Here is a 16,624-nt window from a genome sequence, read left to right on the forward strand (position 1 = left end):
CTCAAAGCTCCCTTGCGAGTTTGCGTTTTTCATTCCACGCCGTGGCGCTGATGCTGACCAGGATAATCACGCCGCTGAACACAGCGTGCCAGTAAGAGGACACGCTCAGTAGCGTCAGGCCGTTTTGTAAGAATGCCAGCAGGATAACCCCGAGTAGCGTGCCGGTGAGCGTCCCGCGCCCGCCGCTCATGCTTGTCCCGCCGAGTACCACTGCAGCCAGAACCGTCAGCTCAAAGCCCAACAGCGAGTTTGGGGCGACAGATTGGGTGATCTGCGCCTGAACGACGGCGGCAATACCCGCCAGAATCCCCATATAGCCGTAGACGTAAAAGTGCAGCTTTAACAGGTTCATCCCCAGACGGGACGCCGCCTCGCGGTTGCCGCCCATGGCATAAATCTGGCGGCCAAGGCGCGTGTAGTTCATCAGCACGGCGGTAAAGATAATCACTGCGGCCAGGCACAGCAGCGGCAGGGTCAACCCGTACTGATAACCGTCTTTGGCGGTGAAAGAGAACCAGTTAATGCCGTTCATAAACCAGTCCGGGAAGCCGTACAGCCAGGTGCCTTTGGTGAGGTAAACCAGCAGGCCGTAGTAAACGTTGAGGGTGGCAATGGTGATGATGATCGCCGGGACCCGCAGCCAGTAAACCAGGAAGCCGTTGATCAACCCGAGCAGCAGCCCCACGGCAATAGAAATCACCAGCGCCAGCGCAAAATTACCGCCGTGGGCGATCACCCAGCTTGCCATCACGTACTGGGCAATGGCGGTCATCGCCGGGAACGAAATATCAATCCCCCCGGAAATAAGCACCACGAACAGCCCACAGGCCAGAATACCGAGAATGGCGTAGCTGGTGGCGACGTCCGTCAGGTTACCGAGGGACAAAAACTCATCGGTGCTGATGCTCAGGCCAACGGCCAGCGCTACCACCAGAAGACCCAGCCAGAATTCATGTTGCCCGGCTAGGCGGGAAAGACGAGGGTTATTCATTGACCACCTCAGCAATGTCCTGCTCGCTACTGCGATGAGGATTAAACTCTGCGACCAGTTCGCCCCGGCGCATCACCAGCACGCGGTGGCTGTTGTAATACGCTTCAGGGATTTCATCACAAATCATCAGTACCGCCAGGCCCTGTTCCGCCAGAGAACGGGCGATTTGGTAAATGCCTTCTTTGTTGGCGATATCCACGCCCACCGTGGGTGAGTCGAGGATCAATATTTGTGGGTTAGTCGCTACCCATTTGGCGATGGCAATCCTTTGGGCGTTGCCGCCAGAAAGGGTTTTTACCGGTAGCCCGGCATCGGAGACTTTGATGTTTAGCTCACGAATAAGCTCGGCCACCAGGTGACGGGCTTTTGCGTGATCGAGCAGGCCGCTGCGGGTATGAAGCCTGTCGAAGACCGTGACAATCGTGTTGTCGTAGATCGACTGTTCCATGATCAGGCCTTGAGTCAGGCGATCTTCAGACACATAGCCGATGCCGTGTTTGATCGCATCGTGGTTATTGCGAAACGTCACCGGCACGCCGTCGATCAGCATTTCACCGCTTTGCGGCTGAGTCATGCCGAACAGGCTCATGCACAGTTCGGTGCGGCCCGACCCGAGCAGGCCCACGATGGAAACAATTTCGCCGCTGCGCAGCGCCAGATTGATGTTGTGGTATTTGCCTTTGCGGCTCAGGCCACGTAGCTCCAGCATCGGCTGTTTTTCTACCGGAGGTTTTTCCGGCAGCGGGCTGTAGTGGAAGCGTTGCCCGGTCATCAGGAACGCAAGCTCGTTGCTGTCCAGCTCGCTGGCCTGCCAGGTGCCGACCAGCTTCCCGTCGCGCATCACGCTAATGCGGTCGGCGACTTCCATCACTTCGTCCAGACGGTGGCTGACAAACACCACGCAAATCCCGTCCGCTTTGAGTTCATTCACCACCCGCAGCAGGCCGTTAACCTCCTGGCGAGTCAGAGAGGCCGTTGGCTCGTCCATAATGACCAGCCGGGCGTCGGCGGCAATGGCGCGGCAAATCGCCACCAGTTGGCGATCGGCTATCGAGAGTTTTTCGACTTTTTTGTCCGGGTCGAGCGTGACGCCAATGCGCTGCATGGCCGCCAGCGCCTGGGCTTTCATCGCGCTGCGGTTAACCCACAGGCTGCCGCCGGGCTGATAGCGGTGCACGGCGATATTCTCGGCCACGCTGAAATTGGGGAACAGCGACAGATCCTGGTAGATCACCTGGATGCCGTAATGCGCGGAAAGCGTGGGCGTCAGGCTGTGAAACAGTTTGCCGTCGAGGGCAATCTGCGCCCCTTTTTCCGGGTGATAGACGCCGGAAATCACTTTGATGATCGTGCTTTTACCGCAGCCGTTTTGCCCGGCCAGGCAATGAACTTCGCCTTTTCTAAGCGTCAGATTGACGTTATCCAGCGCCCGCACGCCCGGGAATTGCTTGCTGATATTCTCAAGAGTGATAAATGCGGATGTGTCGGTCATGGGTAATGCCCCTGCCGGCGCCCGACCTGGGCGCCACAAAATAATCTTGTTGGAGAATGCCGGTCGGCTGACCGGCATTCCGGTTTCCCTGGTGTTGGCGGAGTGCCTTAGAAACCGAGTGACTGAGCGTTATCTTTGGTGACTTCGAGGATCTTGTTAAAACGGATCACTTTCTTATCCATGTCGACATCGGCCTTGCCCAGACCGTCAATGGTCAGGTCTTTGGTCACGGCTTTGCCCTGCAGCAGCTGATCGGCCACGGTAACCAGTGCGTAACCGGCATCTTTAGGATCCCACAGCAGCGCTTTTTTAATGTCGCCGCGCATCAGGTAAGGTGCCGCCTGGCCCGGCATGGCAATGCCGACAACGGCCAGTTTGTCCTTCGCACGTTTCTTCTGTACCGCCTGACCCGCGCCGATTGGGCCGAGGGAGCCAAAGCCAATCACGCCCTTCATCTGCGGATACGTTTTCATCAGATCGAGCGTAGTGGAATAGGATTTGTCGATGCTCTCCGCCACCGGCAGGCGCGAAGTCACTTCGAACATATCCGGGTATTTTTCTTTCTGATATTTAATGGCGGAATCCGCCCAGGCGTTGTGCAGCGGCACGGTCAGCGACCCAACGTAAATGGCGTAGCCACCTTTGCCGCCCATGTCTTTCGCCAGCTCGTCCATGTTGGCCTGAGCATATTTTTCGCTGTCGATGGTTTCGATATCCCACTGGCCGATCTGCTGGTCAGGGGATTCATGCGTCAGCACCACGATGCCCTGATCGCGCGCTTTTTTCAGCACCGGCTCCAGTACTTTGGCATCGTTAGGCACCACAATAATGGCGTTCACTTTCTTGGCGATCAGATCCTCAATCACCTTCACCTGCTGAGCCGGATCGGGCGTTGAAGCCCCGGTCTGGTAAGCATTAACGTTGAGTTTTTTTGCGGCTTCATTGACGCCGGTTTCCATCCGGTTGAACCAAGGGATTCCGGTGACTTTCGCCACCACTGCGATTTCATACTTATCCGCCGCAACGGCCGTACCGGACAACATGCATGCAGAAATCAGGGTTGCACTGAGTAATGCGAGTTTGAATTTCATAGGTGTACCTTTTTTATTAGGGACTGAGGCATGTCACGGAGAGGAGACTAGCAACGAAGGGAAGAGGGAATGAATCGCAGTTTTTCTAAATGTGATGCACGCCCATTATTGTTTGTTTTTAGATCTAATTTAGTTAAAAAACGGTTAAATATATGATGTTTTTTTAAACTGGACGGACATGGTGGTGTTAATTCTCAATCAAAAACGAAACATATTGATAACAATTAATAAACAACTTGCCATTGAGGGGACGTTTTTGACACCAAAGAGGGCGCAAGCCAGCAAAAGAATGTTACGAAATTGTGAGCTGAAGCGTATCAAGCAAAATGAGCTGGAAACAAATGAAAAAGGCCGCATTAGCGGCCTTTAAGTGAGGCAGAAATTTAGCGCTTATCGACGGAAATCGCGCCAGGGCCGGTGACCGCCAGCAGCAGGAATCCACCAGCTATGCTGATGTTTTTATAGAAGTTAATCATATTAGGCATCACTGCATCCCCGGTCATATTCCAGTAATGGTGACCGATAAGCGCCGTGCCGAGGGTATAAAAAACAAACAAAATGGCCAGCGGGCGGGTAAAGAACCCGATGATGACCAGGATAGCCGCGACAACTTCCATAAACACCGCAATCGCGGCGGCTAGCGTCGGGAGTGGGGTGCCAAGATGCTCCATGTACGCCACGGTGCCGCTGAATCCGCTGAGCTTCGGCAAGCCGAAAATAATGAACAGCAGAATCAACGCAATACGGGCAATAAGCAGGATCAGGGCACGAGATTGACCAAAATCGAAATAGCGTAGTGTGTTCATAGCGGGCTCGCCTGTAGTGGACTCAATTTAAAGTTAATACACAACTTCCGAGCCTGCCATTGCCGTTGCGCCTCTACCACGTTGTTTGTGTTAATGAATGTTTTTATTAATGACGCCCGACGCCATCTCATTATTCCATTAGCGCCTTCTCGGCATATAAATAACCAATCCCCATCACCTGCTGGGCGCGGGTGAGCTGCCCGAAGTTTATTTGCGTGGCGTGACTCTTCAGGCCATCACCGTGGTCGAACGGATTAAAACCAATGCGCTGTTTAATGGCGCTCAGCCAGTTTTCGCCAAACTCGCAGCTGCGGCCATAGAACCAGATCTGGTTAATGTTGAGAATATTAAGGAAGTTGTACAGGCTAAGCCCAATCGCGTTGGCCGAATCTTCTACCCAGCGGGCGACCCTTTCATCCCCGGCATGCAGCGCCTGAACCAGCTGCCGGGAAGTGAGCTTTTCCGGATCGTGCTGCTGCGCCTCAGGGTGCGTTTTGAGCCAGATGCGGGCCTGTTTTTTCAGCGCGCTGAGCGAAGCCACGGTTTCCAGGCAGCCATAGCGCCCGCAGTCGCAGGCCATGCCGTCCGGATTAACTATGGTGTGGCCAATTTGCCCGCTGCCGTAAAGATTGCCGCGATAGATTTGCCCGTTGATCACAAACGAAGAGCCGATGCCGTAATCCACGTTAATCACGCAGAAATCTTCCCGGTTGCCGTTGTTTTGCCACTTTTCTGCCAGGGCCAGCATCACGCAGTCGTTATCCAGCCTGACTTCAACGTTCAGCTTCTCTTCCAGCAGGTATTTAATTTCCACTGCCTCCCGCCAGGGAGCCTGCGGCATGGTTTGCGACACACCGGTCACCGGATCTACCTGCCCGTGTATGCCCAGCGCGAGATTAATCGTTTTTTTCGGCCAGTTTTTTCGCTGTTGCTGCCAGATTGCTTCGATGGCCGACAGCAGCATCTGGGGAGAAGGGGCCACAATAGCGCGGCGCTCAAAGTCGGCTATCGGCGAAAGCTGGGCGTTGCACAGCTGGCTCTCGATGCTGGTGGGGGTGACGTTCATGCAGAGGATGTAATCCCCCTCCGGCGGGATCTGATAGCTGCCGCTGTTTAGCCCCCGGCTGCTGAGGTTTTCGCTGGAGTGGCTAAGTTTGCCCTCATCGACCAGTTCCTCAAGGATGTTGCTGACGGCCGGAATGGACAGCCCGGTGTAGCGGGCAAACTGCGATTTACTCAGCTGCTTGTGCCACCATACCAGCTTCATCAGCGTTTGTCGGTTGAGCTGACGTACCCGCTGATTATTGAGACCTGACTGCTGCATGTTTACTAAACCTCATTAACTGTATTGCGTGAGCATTCAGCGATTAAATCATAATCAGCTGCTCCAGACTGTTGGCAATTCCTCATTCACTGTTATTTGTTTACTGGAGAGTTGCTATGTACGGAGCCGTTAAAGTCTGGCAGGAAACGATCTCACTCCCTACCTGGACTACCGGAGCAGAGGATCCAAACCCGATGTTCCTGGAAAATCGTGTCTATCAGGGATCTTCCGGCGCGGTTTACCCCTATGGCGTGATAGACACCCTGACCGGTAAACGAGAAATGCGCGAGTATCAGGCGGTTTGGCTGGAGAACGATTTCATTCGCGTCATGATGCTGCCGGAGCTGGGCGGGCGTATTCACCGAGCCTGGGACAAAGTGATGGAGCGCGATTTCGTGTACTACAACGAAGTGGTCAAACCCGCACTGGTGGGCCTGATTGGGCCGTGGATCTCCGGTGGGATCGAATTCAACTGGCCTCAGCACCACCGCCCGACCACGTTTCTGCCGGTAGACGTGACCTTCCAGCAGCACGAAAGCGGGGCGCAAACCGTCTGGCTGGGGGAAGTGGAGCCGATGCGCGGCCTGCAGGTAATGACCGGGTTTACGCTTTACCCGGAAAAAGCGCTGATTGAAATTACCGGCAAAGTCTTTAACGGCAACGCCACGCCGCGCCACTTCCTGTGGTGGGCTAACCCGGCGGTGAAGGGCGGTGACGACCATCAGAGCGTATTCCCGCCGGACGTGACCGCGGTGTTTGACCACGGCAAACGCGACGTTTCCGCCTTCCCGATTGCCCGCGGCACCTACTACAAAGTGGATTACTCTGCGGGCGTGGATATCTCGCGCTACAAAAACATCCCGGTGCCAACCTCTTACATGGCCGATAAGTCGAATTACGATTTTGTTGGGGCCTACCACCACGGCGAACAGGGCGGGCTGCTGCACATTGCCGATCACCATGTATCGCCGGGCAAAAAGCAGTGGACCTGGGGCAACTGCGACTTTGGCCTGGCCTGGGATCGCAATCTGACCGACACCAACGGCCCGTACATCGAGCTGATGACCGGCGTGTTCACCGATAACCAGCCGGACTTTACCTGGCTGGCGCCGTTTGAAGAAAAAGTGTTTGTGCAAAACTTCCTGCCTTACAGCAAGCTGGGAACGCTGCAAAACGCCAGCACCGATGCGGCCATCAAACTTGAGCGTGAACAGGGCAGGCTGGAACTCGGTGTCTACGCCATCTCCCCGCTGGAAGCGGTGAAGCTGCGTCTTGAAAGCGACGGCGTAGTCCTGTGGCAAACGCCGCTCAGCCTGAAACCGGCGGAAGCCTGGCTGCATCAACTGACGGATGACTGGCCGCAGCGGCTGACGCTGAGCTTACTCAACGCGCAAGGCGAAGTGGTGCTCAGCTACCTGGAACACATCGCGGAAGAGCTGCCTCTGCCGCAGGCGGCGCAGGCCCCGGCTAAGCCCGAACAGATCGCTAACTGCGACGAGCTTTATTTCATTGGTCAGCATCTGGAGCAGTATCTGCACGCCAGCCGGTCAGCCTTCGACTACTACCGGCGAGCGCTGGACATTGATCCGCTCGATTCCCGCTGTAACGTCGCCCTGGGCACGCTCGAATTCAACCGGGGCAACTGGCAAAAAGCCAAAGAGCACGCCGACGCGGCGCTGCAGCGCGCCCATCGCCTGAACAAAAACCCGCAAAATGGTGATGCCAGCCAGCTTCTCGGCTCGGCGAAAGAGCGCCTGGGCGACTACGACGGCGCCTTCGATGCTTACTACAAGGCCAGCTGGAGCGGCAACTGCCGGGATGCGGCATTTTATGCCTTGGCCCGTTTGGCAATGCGCAAAGGGGAAACGGCTCGCGCAATAGCGCTGGTGTCCCAAAGCTTGCAGTTCAACGCCTCTAATAACCTGGCAATGGGGCTGAAAGCCCTGGCGCTGTCTCAGCAAGGAGAAAAAGCTACGGCGCTGGCGTGGATTGAGCAGCAGCTTGCCGTCTGGCCGCTGAGTTATGCCCTGCATTATGCCCGCTGGGCGATAACCCAGAATGAAGGTGACAAGCAAAAACTGCGACAGGTGACCGGCCAGCGCGGCACTAACGCCAGCGTTTTGGCCGGCTGGCTGATGAGCTTTGGGGCAGAGCATGCCGCGCGTGAACTGCTCGCCGTGCTGAATGCCCAGGAAACGATGCCGCTGCTGTGGCAAGCCTCGCTGGAATCCGATCCACAGCGCCAGCAAAACTATCTCGTGCAGGCTCGGGAGCAGTTTACCGCCCGGGTTCGCTTCCCTAACACGCTGGATGAAGTGCAAATGCTGATGCGCCTTCCGCAGGATGGTTTTGCGCAGTATCTGCTGGGCTGCTTCTGGTACAGCAAACGTCGCTATGCAGAAGCGCTAACCTGCTGGGCATTCTGCGCTGAACAGATGCCGGAGTTTGCCTCCGTGCAGCGCGTGCTGGCGATTCATGCCTGGAATAAAGAGCAGGACGTTCAGCAAGCTGAAACGCTGCTGCAGCGTGCCGTTGATCTCGAACCTGATAATGCGCGCTTCCTGTTTGAACTCGACTTCCTGCTGAAGCTGAATGGCCGCGCACCAGAGGAGCGTCTTACCCGTCTGGAGGCGAAGCGTGACGTCGCGCTAAAACGTGACGATCTCACTGCCGAGCTGCTGAGCCTGTGGAACCAGCATGGCAAGCAGGAAGCTGCCGCGAAGGTGCTGGCTGAACGCAAGTTCCACCCGTGGGAAGGCGGCGAAGGCAAAGTGACGGGGCAGTACATTATCAGCCAACAGCGGCTCGCCCTGGCCAGTATGTCTGCCGGCCAATACGGTCAGGCGGAGGAGCTGCTGCAACAGGCGCTGAACTACCCGGAAAACCTCGGCGAAGGTCGTTTGGTCGGGCAAACCGACAACGATATCTGGTATCTGCTTGGGTGCTGTGCGCAGCTCCTGCAGCGTCACGAACTGGCGAAATCCTACTTCCAGCAGGCGTTGAAGGGCGGGAGTTCCCTGGCGGCCGGGCGCTACTACAACGACCAGCCCGTGGACTACCTCTTCTATCAGGCTATGGCCCTCAAACAGCTGGGTGAGCTTGAGGCGGCTCATCAGCAATTCAAAGCCTTTGTTGACTGGGCGCAGGCGCACCGTGCCGACGGGGTTGAGGCCGATTTCTTCGCCGTTTCCCTGCCGGACCTGATTGCGCTCAATGGCGACCCGCGGAAACAACATCAGCAGCATTGCCTGTTTGTGGAGGCGCTTGGATGGCTCGGCCTGGGGGATATCGCCGCCTTCAACCAGCGGGTGGAAGCCCTGCTGACCCTTAACCCGGCCCATGACAAGGCGCATCTGCTGCGTCAGGCCCTTAGCACCGGCGTACTTTAACAATAACTGGCGGGCGACGATGAGCGCCCGCTCCCTTACTCTACAAATACAAGATGAGGATCGACCATGGAAAGTATGCAATCGCAACTACGCATGGGTTACGTCTGGACCATCTGTCTGGTGGCCGCCTGTGGCGGGCTGTTGTTTGGTTATGACTGGGTGGTTATCGGCGGGGCAAAACCGTTCTACGAAGCCTATTTTTCTATTACCGACCCGGCCGTTTCCGGGTGGGCAATGAGCTCTGCCCTGGTGGGATGTATTCTTGGGGCGATACTCTCCGGCTGGTGTGCCGACAAGTTTGGCCGCAAAATTCCCCTTATTCTTGCCGCAATTATGTTTACCGCGTCTGCCTGGGGCACCGCAGTGGCAAGTCACTTCGATATGTTTGTTCTCTGGCGCATTGTCGGCGGGGTGGGGATTGGCCTCGCTTCGGCGCTTAGTCCGATGTATATCGCAGAAATCAGCCCGGCGGCACAGCGCGGGCGCTTTGTGGCGGTCAACCAGCTCACCATTGTGGTTGGGGTGCTGGCGGCGCAGCTGATTAACCTGATGATTGCCGAGCCGGTTGCCAGCCAGGCAACGATGCAGGAAATCAGCGCCAGCTGGAACGGGCAGGTGGGCTGGCGCTGGATGTTTGGCTTTGAAGCCTTCCCGGCGGTGGTCTTTTTGATCCTGATGTTTTTTGTGCCTGAGTCACCTCGCTGGCTGGTGCGCGCCGGGAAAAACGAACGCGCTCACCAAATGCTGAGCCGCATCGGCAGTAAAGCCTATGCCGATGCAACGCTGAAAGATATTCAGGAAACGTTAAGCAAGGACACACAAAAAGTGTCGTGGTCCGCGCTTTGGACACCGAAGGTTCGCCCGATCATCGTGATTGGTATGGTGCTGGCGGTGTTCCAGCAGTGGTGTGGGATTAACGTTATCTTCAACTATGCGCAGGAGATTTTTGCTTCCGCCGGGTTCGACATTAACAGCACGTTGAAATCGATTGTTGCGACCGGCCTGATTAACCTGGTGTTCACCCTTGCCGCGCTGCCGCTGGTGGACAAAATTGGCCGCCGCAAACTGATGCTGTTTGGGGCCGCTGGGCTGACGATTATCTATGCGCTGATTGGTGCCGCCTACGGCCTGGGCATTCTGGGGCTGCCGGTCCTGATTCTGGTGCTGGCCGCCATCGCCACCTATGCGCTGACGCTGGCCCCGGTAACCTGGGTGCTGTTGGCGGAAATCTTCCCGAACCGCGTTCGCGGCCTGGCGATGTCGCTGGGGACATTAGCGCTGTGGGTCGCCTGCTTCCTGCTGACTTACACTTTCCCTCTGCTGAATGCGGGCCTGGGCGCATCCGGCAGTTTCCTGCTGTACGGCGTTATCTGTGCCGCGGGCTTTATCTACGTGCGCCGCTTTGTGCCGGAAACCAAAGGCGTGAGCCTCGAAGCGCTGGAGCAGCAGCTGACTGAAGGCCGCGTGAATGCTTCTCCCACGCGGGCCGCAAAGGCGCTACGCTAGTGGACACTCTGCACCTGCAAAATGATTTTCTTAGTTTGACTGTTGCCCCGCAGGGGGCCTCAGTTCTCGGCTTTGAATCTCTCAGGCACGGAAAACCGATTTTTCATCCCGCGAACCCGGCGCTGTTTCCAATGCTGCCGCTGGCTAACCGGGTGGCCGGGAACGCTTTCCATCTGCGCGGCGAGCGAATCCAACTGCCAGACAGCCTCGTCGATGAGCACTTTTTCCTGCACGGGGATGGCTGGCAAAAGCTTTGGCACGTTGAGCGGCACGAAGCTGAGTCTGTCACCTTGAGCCTGTGCAGCCAGCATCCCTGCGGTTTTCACTATCTGGCAAATCTGACTTACCGCCTGGCAGGCAACAGGCTGTTAACCCGGCTTGAGCTGAAGCACACCGGCGAGAAGCCGATGATATACGGGCTGGGTTTACATCCTTATTTTGCGCTGGAGTCAGCCAGCCAGGTGCAGTTTTCCGCCAGCGGCTACTGGCCCGAAGGCGAGCAGCACCTGCCTTTGGCCTGGGAAGGGACGTTCACCCCGCAGGCAGATTTTTCCCGTGCAAAAACGCCGGAGAACAAGTGGCTTAACGTGGGGTATTCCGGCTGGAGCGGCAGGGCGGTTATTACCCACTCGGATATGAGCATTTGTCTGCGTAGCCCGGCGGCCTGTTTGATGGTATTCAGCATGGGGAACCAGCCGTTTATCTGTCTTGAACCGCAAACGCATCCGGTCAACGCGCACAACCAGGCGGGGATGCCGGGTTTAGTCATACTGGAGACGGGCCAGACCACGCATCTGGAGATGGAGATTGAGGTGAGCTAACGCGCAATAGCCATTGTTTTGATGTGTGTTATTGCGCTGTTAATGTTTGCTTGCATGCCAGTCAGCTATCCCCGACACTATCGCCTCCAAAACGGGAGGGATCATGGTTTTGCATTCCACGCGCTGGCTGGCGCTCAGTTACTTTACCTACTTCTTTAGCTATGGCGTGTTTTTGCCGTTCTGGAGCGTCTGGCTCAAAGGCGTCGGGCTTCCCCCGAAAACTATCGGATTGCTGTTAGGTTCAGGGCTGATTGCCCGTTTCCTCGGCAGTTTATTATTAGCCCCCCGCGTGACCGATCCTTCCCGCCTTGTTTTTGCCCTTCGTCTGTTAGCTCTTGCCACACTAATTTTTGCCGCCGGTTTCTGGCTGGGCCATGCCGCGCTCTGGCTGCTGCTGACGATGGTGGGCTTTAACCTGTTTTTCTCGCCGCTGGTGCCGCTGACCGATGCGCTGGCGGGGACCTGGCAGCGGCAAATGCCGCTGGATTATGGCCGGGTGCGGCTCTGGGGATCGCTGGCGTTTGTCATCGGCTCGGCCATTACCGGCAAGCTGGTGAGCGAGTTCAGCTATCAGGCTATTCTGGTCCTGCTGACCATTGGCGCGGCGTCGATGTTGATTGGCATGATGCTGCGGCCTTCCATTATGCCTCAGGGCGAAACCCGGCATCAGGCTTCAGCTGGCTGGCCCGCCTGGAAAGGGCTGATTATCAGTGCCTGGCGTTTTCTGGCCTGTGTTTCTCTGCTGCAGGGCGCGCATGCGGCCTACTACGGTTTTAGCGCGATTTACTGGCAGGGGGCAGGCTATTCCGCTTCCGTTGTGGGCTATTTATGGTCGCTGGGCGTGGTGGCGGAAATCGTTATCTTTGCCCTCAGCAACAAATTGTTCCGCCGCTGGAGCGCCAGAGATTTGCTGCTGTTGTCCACCGTGTCCGGCATTATTCGCTGGAGCCTGATGGCAAGCACCACCGAACTTCCGTGGCTGATTGTGGCGCAGATCCTGCACTGCGGCAGCTTCACGATTTGCCACCTGGCGGCGATGCGCTATATCTCTGCCCGCAAAGGCGGGGAGGTGATCCGCCTGCAGGCCGTTTACTCCGCCGTGGCGATGGGCGGCGGTATCGCCGTGATGACGATTTTCTCGGGCTTCCTCTATCAGCATTTGCAGGGCGGGATGTTCTGGGTCATGGCGCTGGTGGCGGCCCCGGCGCTGTTCCTGCGGCCCAAAGTCGCCGCAGTCAGCCCTGTTGCGGAAAGCTAAGCCTCTAACAGCGCTTTGATACGCTGTTGCTGGTGTTCTCCCAGCGGCAGCGTGGCGTGAATGAGCGGGGGAGAAAACAGCGGCAGCGAGGTCGCGTAGGGCGTAATGACCAGCACCACTTCACGCGGGGCGCCCTGGCTTTGAAACTGCTGCACCGCCAGATATTTAATGTTGAGCGGCAGCAGTGTCAGCTCGCGCAGCTGCTGCTCAATTTTCTGTTCCAGCTCGCGATCGTCGGCCGTCAGCAGCAACACCTGTTTTTCCTGAATGTCACTTTCCTGCATCAGCCAGGCACCAAAGATAACCGCGACCAGGCCCCTTTCCGCATCGGAAAACTGAATCCCATAGTGCTGTTCAAAATCCGCAAGCACTTCTCGCGAGGTTCGCATTAGCCTCGGATAAAGACGCGTGATCTCTTCCGGCAGGCTGTGGTCGATGCCGATATTAAAGTGGCAGCGGTTCAGCGCCTGGGCGAGGTGAATATAAAGCTGATCGCTTAGCCCTTGTTCATCGCTAAAAGAAAGCCCGGCCTGACGGCGGAAACGTTCAATCATCCGTGCGATTTCATTGTGTAACCGGGCATCCTGTTCATGTTCGTCATTAATCGGATCGGGAATTCTGAGCAATTGAAACAGCAGGGCCAGGAAATGCTGTTCATCAACGTCTGCGGGCTGCATGACGCGGCGCTTCCAGTGGCGGGCTATTTCCTGGGCGACAACAAACTCAGGCCGCATCTGGCTCCATTCGCGCTGCTGCGGCGTCAGGACTGGCGCATTGCCGGAGTGATGCTGATGCAGGCAATACTGCAAAAACAGCGTCAGGAACTGGCTGTCCCGGCTGTCGTACTGCCTTTTTAAACGGCGACCACACAGATTCACCAGCGCACGTAAATTAGTTTCGTCATACAGCGCCTTGATAAGCCCCAGATGCTTTAGCTGGGACTTTAGCGCCGGACTAAAGTGGTTTTGCACAAACTGCGGGCAAAGGCGCAGCGAGCGTCGCAACCAGTGCAGCAGGCAGAGGCGGCGGTCAAGGACTGTGCCTTCAATCCGGTAGCTGCCGTCCTGCTGTTGCGTCAGGGAGAGACGGTGATAACTCTGGATCTCATGGCCCGTGTCGGCTATATCTTGCAGGGTTTGCCTCTGATCCACGCCGTTAAGGCTGGCAATGACCTCCTGCGTGACGATCTGCTCCGGGAGATAGAGCATCAGAAGCAGGTGGCAGCGGCGCTGCGAACTGGATAGCACAGAGGGTGGCGGCGTCAGTAAAGTCATCATCTGGCTGTCCCAATGTGGTGTCAGAAGTTAAGAATAGCTAAAGGTTTCGGCCAATATATTGCCCTTTTTAGTTTTTCATCACGGAATTACGGCTGGCTCACAGAATTTAAATCTTGAGGGAAGCATGAGCGACAAAAGAATCAGCCTGAAAGGAGTAACCTTGCTGCTGGCAGGGTTTTCGGTGGCAAGCGTGCAGGCGCATCCCCACAGTTTTATCTCCATCGTCACCACGCCTGTGGTTGATCAGGGGCAGCTGACGGGGCTAAAAATGCAGTGGACGATGGACGACATTACTTCAGCAGATCTGTTGTATGACGCCGGCGACGCCAAGCCGGGGTCGCCAGTATGGAAGAAGCTGGCGGCAGAAGTGATGGCTAATGTGCTGGGCCAGCACTACTTTACCGAGTTCTGGCATAACAAAGAGAAGGTGAAGTTTGGCAATTTGCCGCCGGAATATGGCCTGAGCCGTAGCAATCATCAGGCGGTGCTGACGTTTGTTCTGCCGCTGGCGCATCCGCAGCCACTCAAAGGGCAGACATACCGTTTCTCGACCTTCGATCCGACCTATTTTGTCGACATGAGTTATGACCACGACGGGGACGTGCATCTGCCGCAGGAGCTGGCCTCAAGCTGTAAAGTTGCCGTGCACACGCCAAAGCCTAGCGAAGAAACTCTGCTGTTCGCGCAGTCGCTGGATAAAGCTGACGCCCCGCCGGAGGACATGGACTTAGGGAAACAGTTTGCTCAGGAGGTGACGCTGGCATGTCAATAATCACCGCTTCTTCTCCCGTCCGCCGCTGGGGCCATCTGTGGCCGCTGGCGCTGTTTATTCTGCTTGCCGCCGCCGGGCTTTATGCCTTGTGGCTTTACTGGCCGCAAATCTTGCTTAGTTCGGCCGTCTGGCAGCGTTCAATCAATCAGGAATTAAGCGGGCTGCTGCGCCAGGTGGCGGACAACCCCGCTCGCGCAGGCTTATCGCTGCTCTCTTTCAGTTTTGTCTACGGCGTGCTCCATGCGCTGGGGCCGGGGCACGGCAAAATCGTCATCAGCACCTGGCTTGCGACCCATCCCTCGAAAATTAAAAGCAGCCTCGGTTTGACCTTTGCCGCGTCTTTATTGCAGGGGCTGGTGGCTATTGCGCTGGTGGTCGTGGTACTGGGTGTTCTCGCTTTGCCTTCCCGGCAGCTTCATCTCAGCAGCTTCTGGCTGGAGAAGGGCAGCTATCTGCTTGTCGGATTCCTGGGCCTTTTATTGAGCTGGCGGGCGCTGCGGCGTTTACAGGTTCAGTTACGCCGCAAACCCAAATTTACCTCGTTTACGCCGCATCATGTGCATGACGCCAACTGCGGCTGCGGGCATCAGCACGTCCCGGACGAAAAACAGCTGACGGCGGGAAACGACTGGCGGGCCAGGCTGATGATTGTCCTGTCGATGGGCATGCGCCCCTGTTCTGGCGCGATTATGGTGCTGCTGTTCAGCAAGGTAATCGGGGTCTTTAGCTGGGGCGTGCTGTCTGCGCTGGCGATGGCGGCAGGTACCTCGATCACCATTTCCGGCCTGGCGCTGCTGGTGCACAGCTTCCGTGCGCTGGCGGTTCGCTTAAGCGGGAACCAGGCCCCGGTGCTGTGGCGGCAGGTGGGCTGGTCAACGCTCGCGTTGGCGGGAGGAATTGTCCTGGTCGTGGCAGCGCTGATTATGTGGCTGAGCGCCCAGCCGATGGCGCGAGGTATTCGGCCTTTCTGAACGTGTCGCTAAATGCGGGCATAAAAAAATCCCCTCGCCGTAAAGCTGAGGGGATTTTTGCTTTTGCCTCTTCTTTATTAAAGAAGGTCAGGCAAAAAAAGCTTAGCGCTTCAGCGCTTCGCTCAGTTCTTCACGCATGGTAGCCAGCATGGCTTTCACAACACGCGGGTTACCGGCGACGATGTTCCCGGTTGTCAGGTAGTTATGGCCACCGGTGAAATCACACACGATGCTGCCGGATTCACGAGCCAGCAGCTCACCTGCGGCGAAATCCCATGGCTTCAGGCCAATCTCGAAGAAACCGTCCACGCGGCCAGCGGCAACGTAGGCCAGGTCCAGCGCAGCGGAACCGGTGCGGCGGAAGTCTGCACACTGGGTGAACAGTTTGCCAACGATGTTGATGTAAGGGGTCGCGTGCTGCTTCACTTTGAACGGGAAGCCGGTCGCCAGAACGGTGCCGTCCAGGTCGCGTGCGTTGCTGCCGCGCAGGCGGTAGCCGTTAAGCTGGGCGCCCTGGCCACGGGTCGCGGTGAACAGTTCGTTACGCATTGGATCGTAAACAACGGCAACTTCAGTGCGGCCTTTGATACGAACAGCGATAGAAACGGAGAAATGTGGCAGACGTTTGATGAAGTTGGTGGTGCCATCCAGCGGATCGATAACCCATTGCACGTCCTGATCTTCGCCTGCATGTTCACCGCTTTCTTCGGTGATGATGGTGTGCTGCGGGTAAGATTTGCGGATTGTGTCGATAATAATCGCTTCTGCAGCTTTATCGACGTTAGTCACAAAGTCATTGCTGCCTTTCTGACTGCTTTCTACGGAGTCTGGTGTTTCGTAGTGTTTGGCAATTACATTACCCGCCTTGCGCGCAGCACGCACGGCGATGGTCAACATTGGATGTTGCATCGGTCTCTCTCGCTGGA

At 56.7% G+C, this 16,624-nt stretch carries 14 protein-coding genes; 7 read left to right on the forward strand and 7 right to left on the reverse strand.

Annotated elements, in window-relative coordinates; translation table 11 throughout:
* Window position 1: 1 nt before the first annotated feature.
* The 3 genes from ACR6JA_RS09745 to ACR6JA_RS09755 form a co-directional block, all read right to left on the reverse strand.
* The gene (locus ACR6JA_RS09745) at window positions 2-991 is read right to left on the reverse strand and encodes an ABC transporter permease (RefSeq protein WP_039296197.1); all 990 of its coding nucleotides are present in this window, start codon (window positions 989-991) and stop codon (window positions 2-4) included.
* Window positions 984-2,483 (reverse strand): sugar ABC transporter ATP-binding protein, encoded by a 1,500-nt coding sequence (locus ACR6JA_RS09750; protein WP_494492636.1) that lies wholly within the window; start codon window positions 2,481-2,483, stop codon window positions 984-986. Before ACR6JA_RS09750 ends, ACR6JA_RS09745 begins: the two co-directional genes overlap by 8 nt.
* 107 nt (window positions 2,484-2,590) lie before the next feature.
* Window positions 2,591-3,574 (reverse strand): autoinducer 2 ABC transporter substrate-binding protein, encoded by a 984-nt coding sequence (locus ACR6JA_RS09755; protein WP_008459446.1) that lies wholly within the window; start codon window positions 3,572-3,574, stop codon window positions 2,591-2,593.
* 178 nt (window positions 3,575-3,752) lie between these two features.
* Between ACR6JA_RS09755 and ACR6JA_RS09760 the strand changes: the two genes are divergently transcribed.
* On the forward strand, window positions 3,753-3,944 hold the full coding sequence (locus ACR6JA_RS09760; protein WP_494492637.1) for a hypothetical protein: 192 nt from the start codon (window positions 3,753-3,755) through the stop codon (window positions 3,942-3,944).
* A 13-nt stretch (window positions 3,945-3,957) separates the two neighbouring features.
* Here the strand turns inward: ACR6JA_RS09760 and ACR6JA_RS09765 are convergent, their stop codons facing one another.
* Both ACR6JA_RS09765 and ACR6JA_RS09770 read right to left on the reverse strand, forming a co-directional pair.
* Window positions 3,958-4,380: a DoxX family protein gene (locus ACR6JA_RS09765; RefSeq protein ID WP_008459445.1), complete on the reverse strand. Its 423-nt coding sequence runs from the start codon at window positions 4,378-4,380 to the stop codon at window positions 3,958-3,960.
* 130 nt (window positions 4,381-4,510) lie between these two features.
* Window positions 4,511-5,704 carry an ROK family protein gene (locus ACR6JA_RS09770; RefSeq protein WP_494492638.1) on the reverse strand — a complete coding sequence of 398 codons (1,194 nt, stop codon included), beginning with the start codon at window positions 5,702-5,704 and terminating at the stop codon, window positions 4,511-4,513.
* Between the two features lie 116 nt (window positions 5,705-5,820).
* Between ACR6JA_RS09770 and ACR6JA_RS09775 the strand changes: the two genes are divergently transcribed.
* The 4 genes from ACR6JA_RS09775 to ACR6JA_RS09790 all read left to right on the forward strand — a co-directional run bounded on the left by ACR6JA_RS09775 (window position 5,821) and on the right by ACR6JA_RS09790 (window position 12,678).
* Entirely contained in the window at window positions 5,821-9,093 is a 3,273-nt protein-coding gene (locus ACR6JA_RS09775; RefSeq protein WP_494492639.1) for a DUF5107 domain-containing protein, read from the forward strand.
* 66 nt (window positions 9,094-9,159) lie between these two features.
* A complete protein-coding gene (locus tag ACR6JA_RS09780) occupies window positions 9,160-10,599 on the forward strand; it encodes a sugar porter family MFS transporter (RefSeq protein WP_494492640.1) in 1,440 nt (479 codons plus the stop codon).
* Window positions 10,599-11,420: an aldose 1-epimerase gene (locus ACR6JA_RS09785; protein ID WP_494492641.1), complete on the forward strand. Its 822-nt coding sequence runs from the start codon at window positions 10,599-10,601 to the stop codon at window positions 11,418-11,420. The genes ACR6JA_RS09780 and ACR6JA_RS09785 overlap by 1 nt, the downstream gene beginning before the upstream one ends.
* A gap of 103 nt (window positions 11,421-11,523) precedes the next feature.
* A complete protein-coding gene (locus ACR6JA_RS09790; protein WP_494492642.1) occupies window positions 11,524-12,678 on the forward strand; it encodes a 3-phenylpropionate MFS transporter in 1,155 nt (384 codons plus the stop codon).
* On the opposite strand, the gene csiE is transcribed toward ACR6JA_RS09790, so the two are convergent.
* On the reverse strand, window positions 12,675-13,955 hold the full coding sequence (gene csiE, locus ACR6JA_RS09795; protein ID WP_494492643.1) for a stationary phase inducible protein CsiE: 1,281 nt from the start codon (window positions 13,953-13,955) through the stop codon (window positions 12,675-12,677). The two genes, ACR6JA_RS09790 and csiE, sit on opposite strands and share 4 nt — an antisense overlap.
* A gap of 124 nt (window positions 13,956-14,079) precedes the next feature.
* Here csiE and ACR6JA_RS09800 point away from each other — a divergent pair, with 124 nt between their 5' ends.
* Window positions 14,080-14,727, forward strand: coding sequence for a DUF1007 family protein (locus ACR6JA_RS09800; protein ID WP_494492644.1), 648 nt, complete (start codon window positions 14,080-14,082; stop codon window positions 14,725-14,727).
* Window positions 14,718-15,698, forward strand: a complete 981-nt coding sequence (locus ACR6JA_RS09805; RefSeq protein WP_213715547.1) for a nickel/cobalt transporter — start codon at window positions 14,718-14,720, stop codon at window positions 15,696-15,698. Before ACR6JA_RS09800 ends, ACR6JA_RS09805 begins: the two co-directional genes overlap by 10 nt.
* 102 nt (window positions 15,699-15,800) lie before the next feature.
* Here ACR6JA_RS09805 and suhB read toward each other — a convergent pair whose 3' ends face one another.
* Window positions 15,801-16,607 carry an inositol-1-monophosphatase gene (gene suhB, locus ACR6JA_RS09810; protein WP_085938908.1) on the reverse strand — a complete coding sequence of 269 codons (807 nt, stop codon included), beginning with the start codon at window positions 16,605-16,607 and terminating at the stop codon, window positions 15,801-15,803.
* Between the last annotated feature and the right edge of the window lie 17 nt (window positions 16,608-16,624).

Source organism: Cedecea sp. B1(4) (assembly GCF_059414925.1).

What these genes read in the sequence shown, in the direction of transcription:
- ACR6JA_RS09745 (WP_039296197.1), bottom strand. Translation starts at nt 991, where the DNA reads ATGAATAACCCTCGTCTTTCCCGCCTAGCCGGGCAACATGAATTCTGG.
- ACR6JA_RS09750 (WP_494492636.1), bottom strand. Translation starts at nt 2,483, where the DNA reads ATGACCGACACATCCGCATTTATCACTCTTGAGAATATCAGCAAGCAA.
- ACR6JA_RS09755 (WP_008459446.1), bottom strand. Translation starts at nt 3,574, where the DNA reads ATGAAATTCAAACTCGCATTACTCAGTGCAACCCTGATTTCTGCATGC.
- ACR6JA_RS09760 (WP_494492637.1), top strand. Translation starts at nt 3,753, where the DNA reads ATGGTGGTGTTAATTCTCAATCAAAAACGAAACATATTGATAACAATT.
- ACR6JA_RS09765 (WP_008459445.1), bottom strand. Translation starts at nt 4,380, where the DNA reads ATGAACACACTACGCTATTTCGATTTTGGTCAATCTCGTGCCCTGATC.
- ACR6JA_RS09770 (WP_494492638.1), bottom strand. Translation starts at nt 5,704, where the DNA reads ATGCAGCAGTCAGGTCTCAATAATCAGCGGGTACGTCAGCTCAACCGA.
- ACR6JA_RS09775 (WP_494492639.1), top strand. Translation starts at nt 5,821, where the DNA reads ATGTACGGAGCCGTTAAAGTCTGGCAGGAAACGATCTCACTCCCTACC.
- ACR6JA_RS09780 (WP_494492640.1), top strand. Translation starts at nt 9,160, where the DNA reads ATGGAAAGTATGCAATCGCAACTACGCATGGGTTACGTCTGGACCATC.
- ACR6JA_RS09790 (WP_494492642.1), top strand. Translation starts at nt 11,524, where the DNA reads ATGGTTTTGCATTCCACGCGCTGGCTGGCGCTCAGTTACTTTACCTAC.
- csiE (WP_494492643.1), bottom strand. Translation starts at nt 13,955, where the DNA reads ATGATGACTTTACTGACGCCGCCACCCTCTGTGCTATCCAGTTCGCAG.
- ACR6JA_RS09800 (WP_494492644.1), top strand. Translation starts at nt 14,080, where the DNA reads ATGAGCGACAAAAGAATCAGCCTGAAAGGAGTAACCTTGCTGCTGGCA.
- ACR6JA_RS09805 (WP_213715547.1), top strand. Translation starts at nt 14,718, where the DNA reads ATGTCAATAATCACCGCTTCTTCTCCCGTCCGCCGCTGGGGCCATCTG.
- suhB (WP_085938908.1), bottom strand. Translation starts at nt 16,607, where the DNA reads ATGCAACATCCAATGTTGACCATCGCCGTGCGTGCTGCGCGCAAGGCG.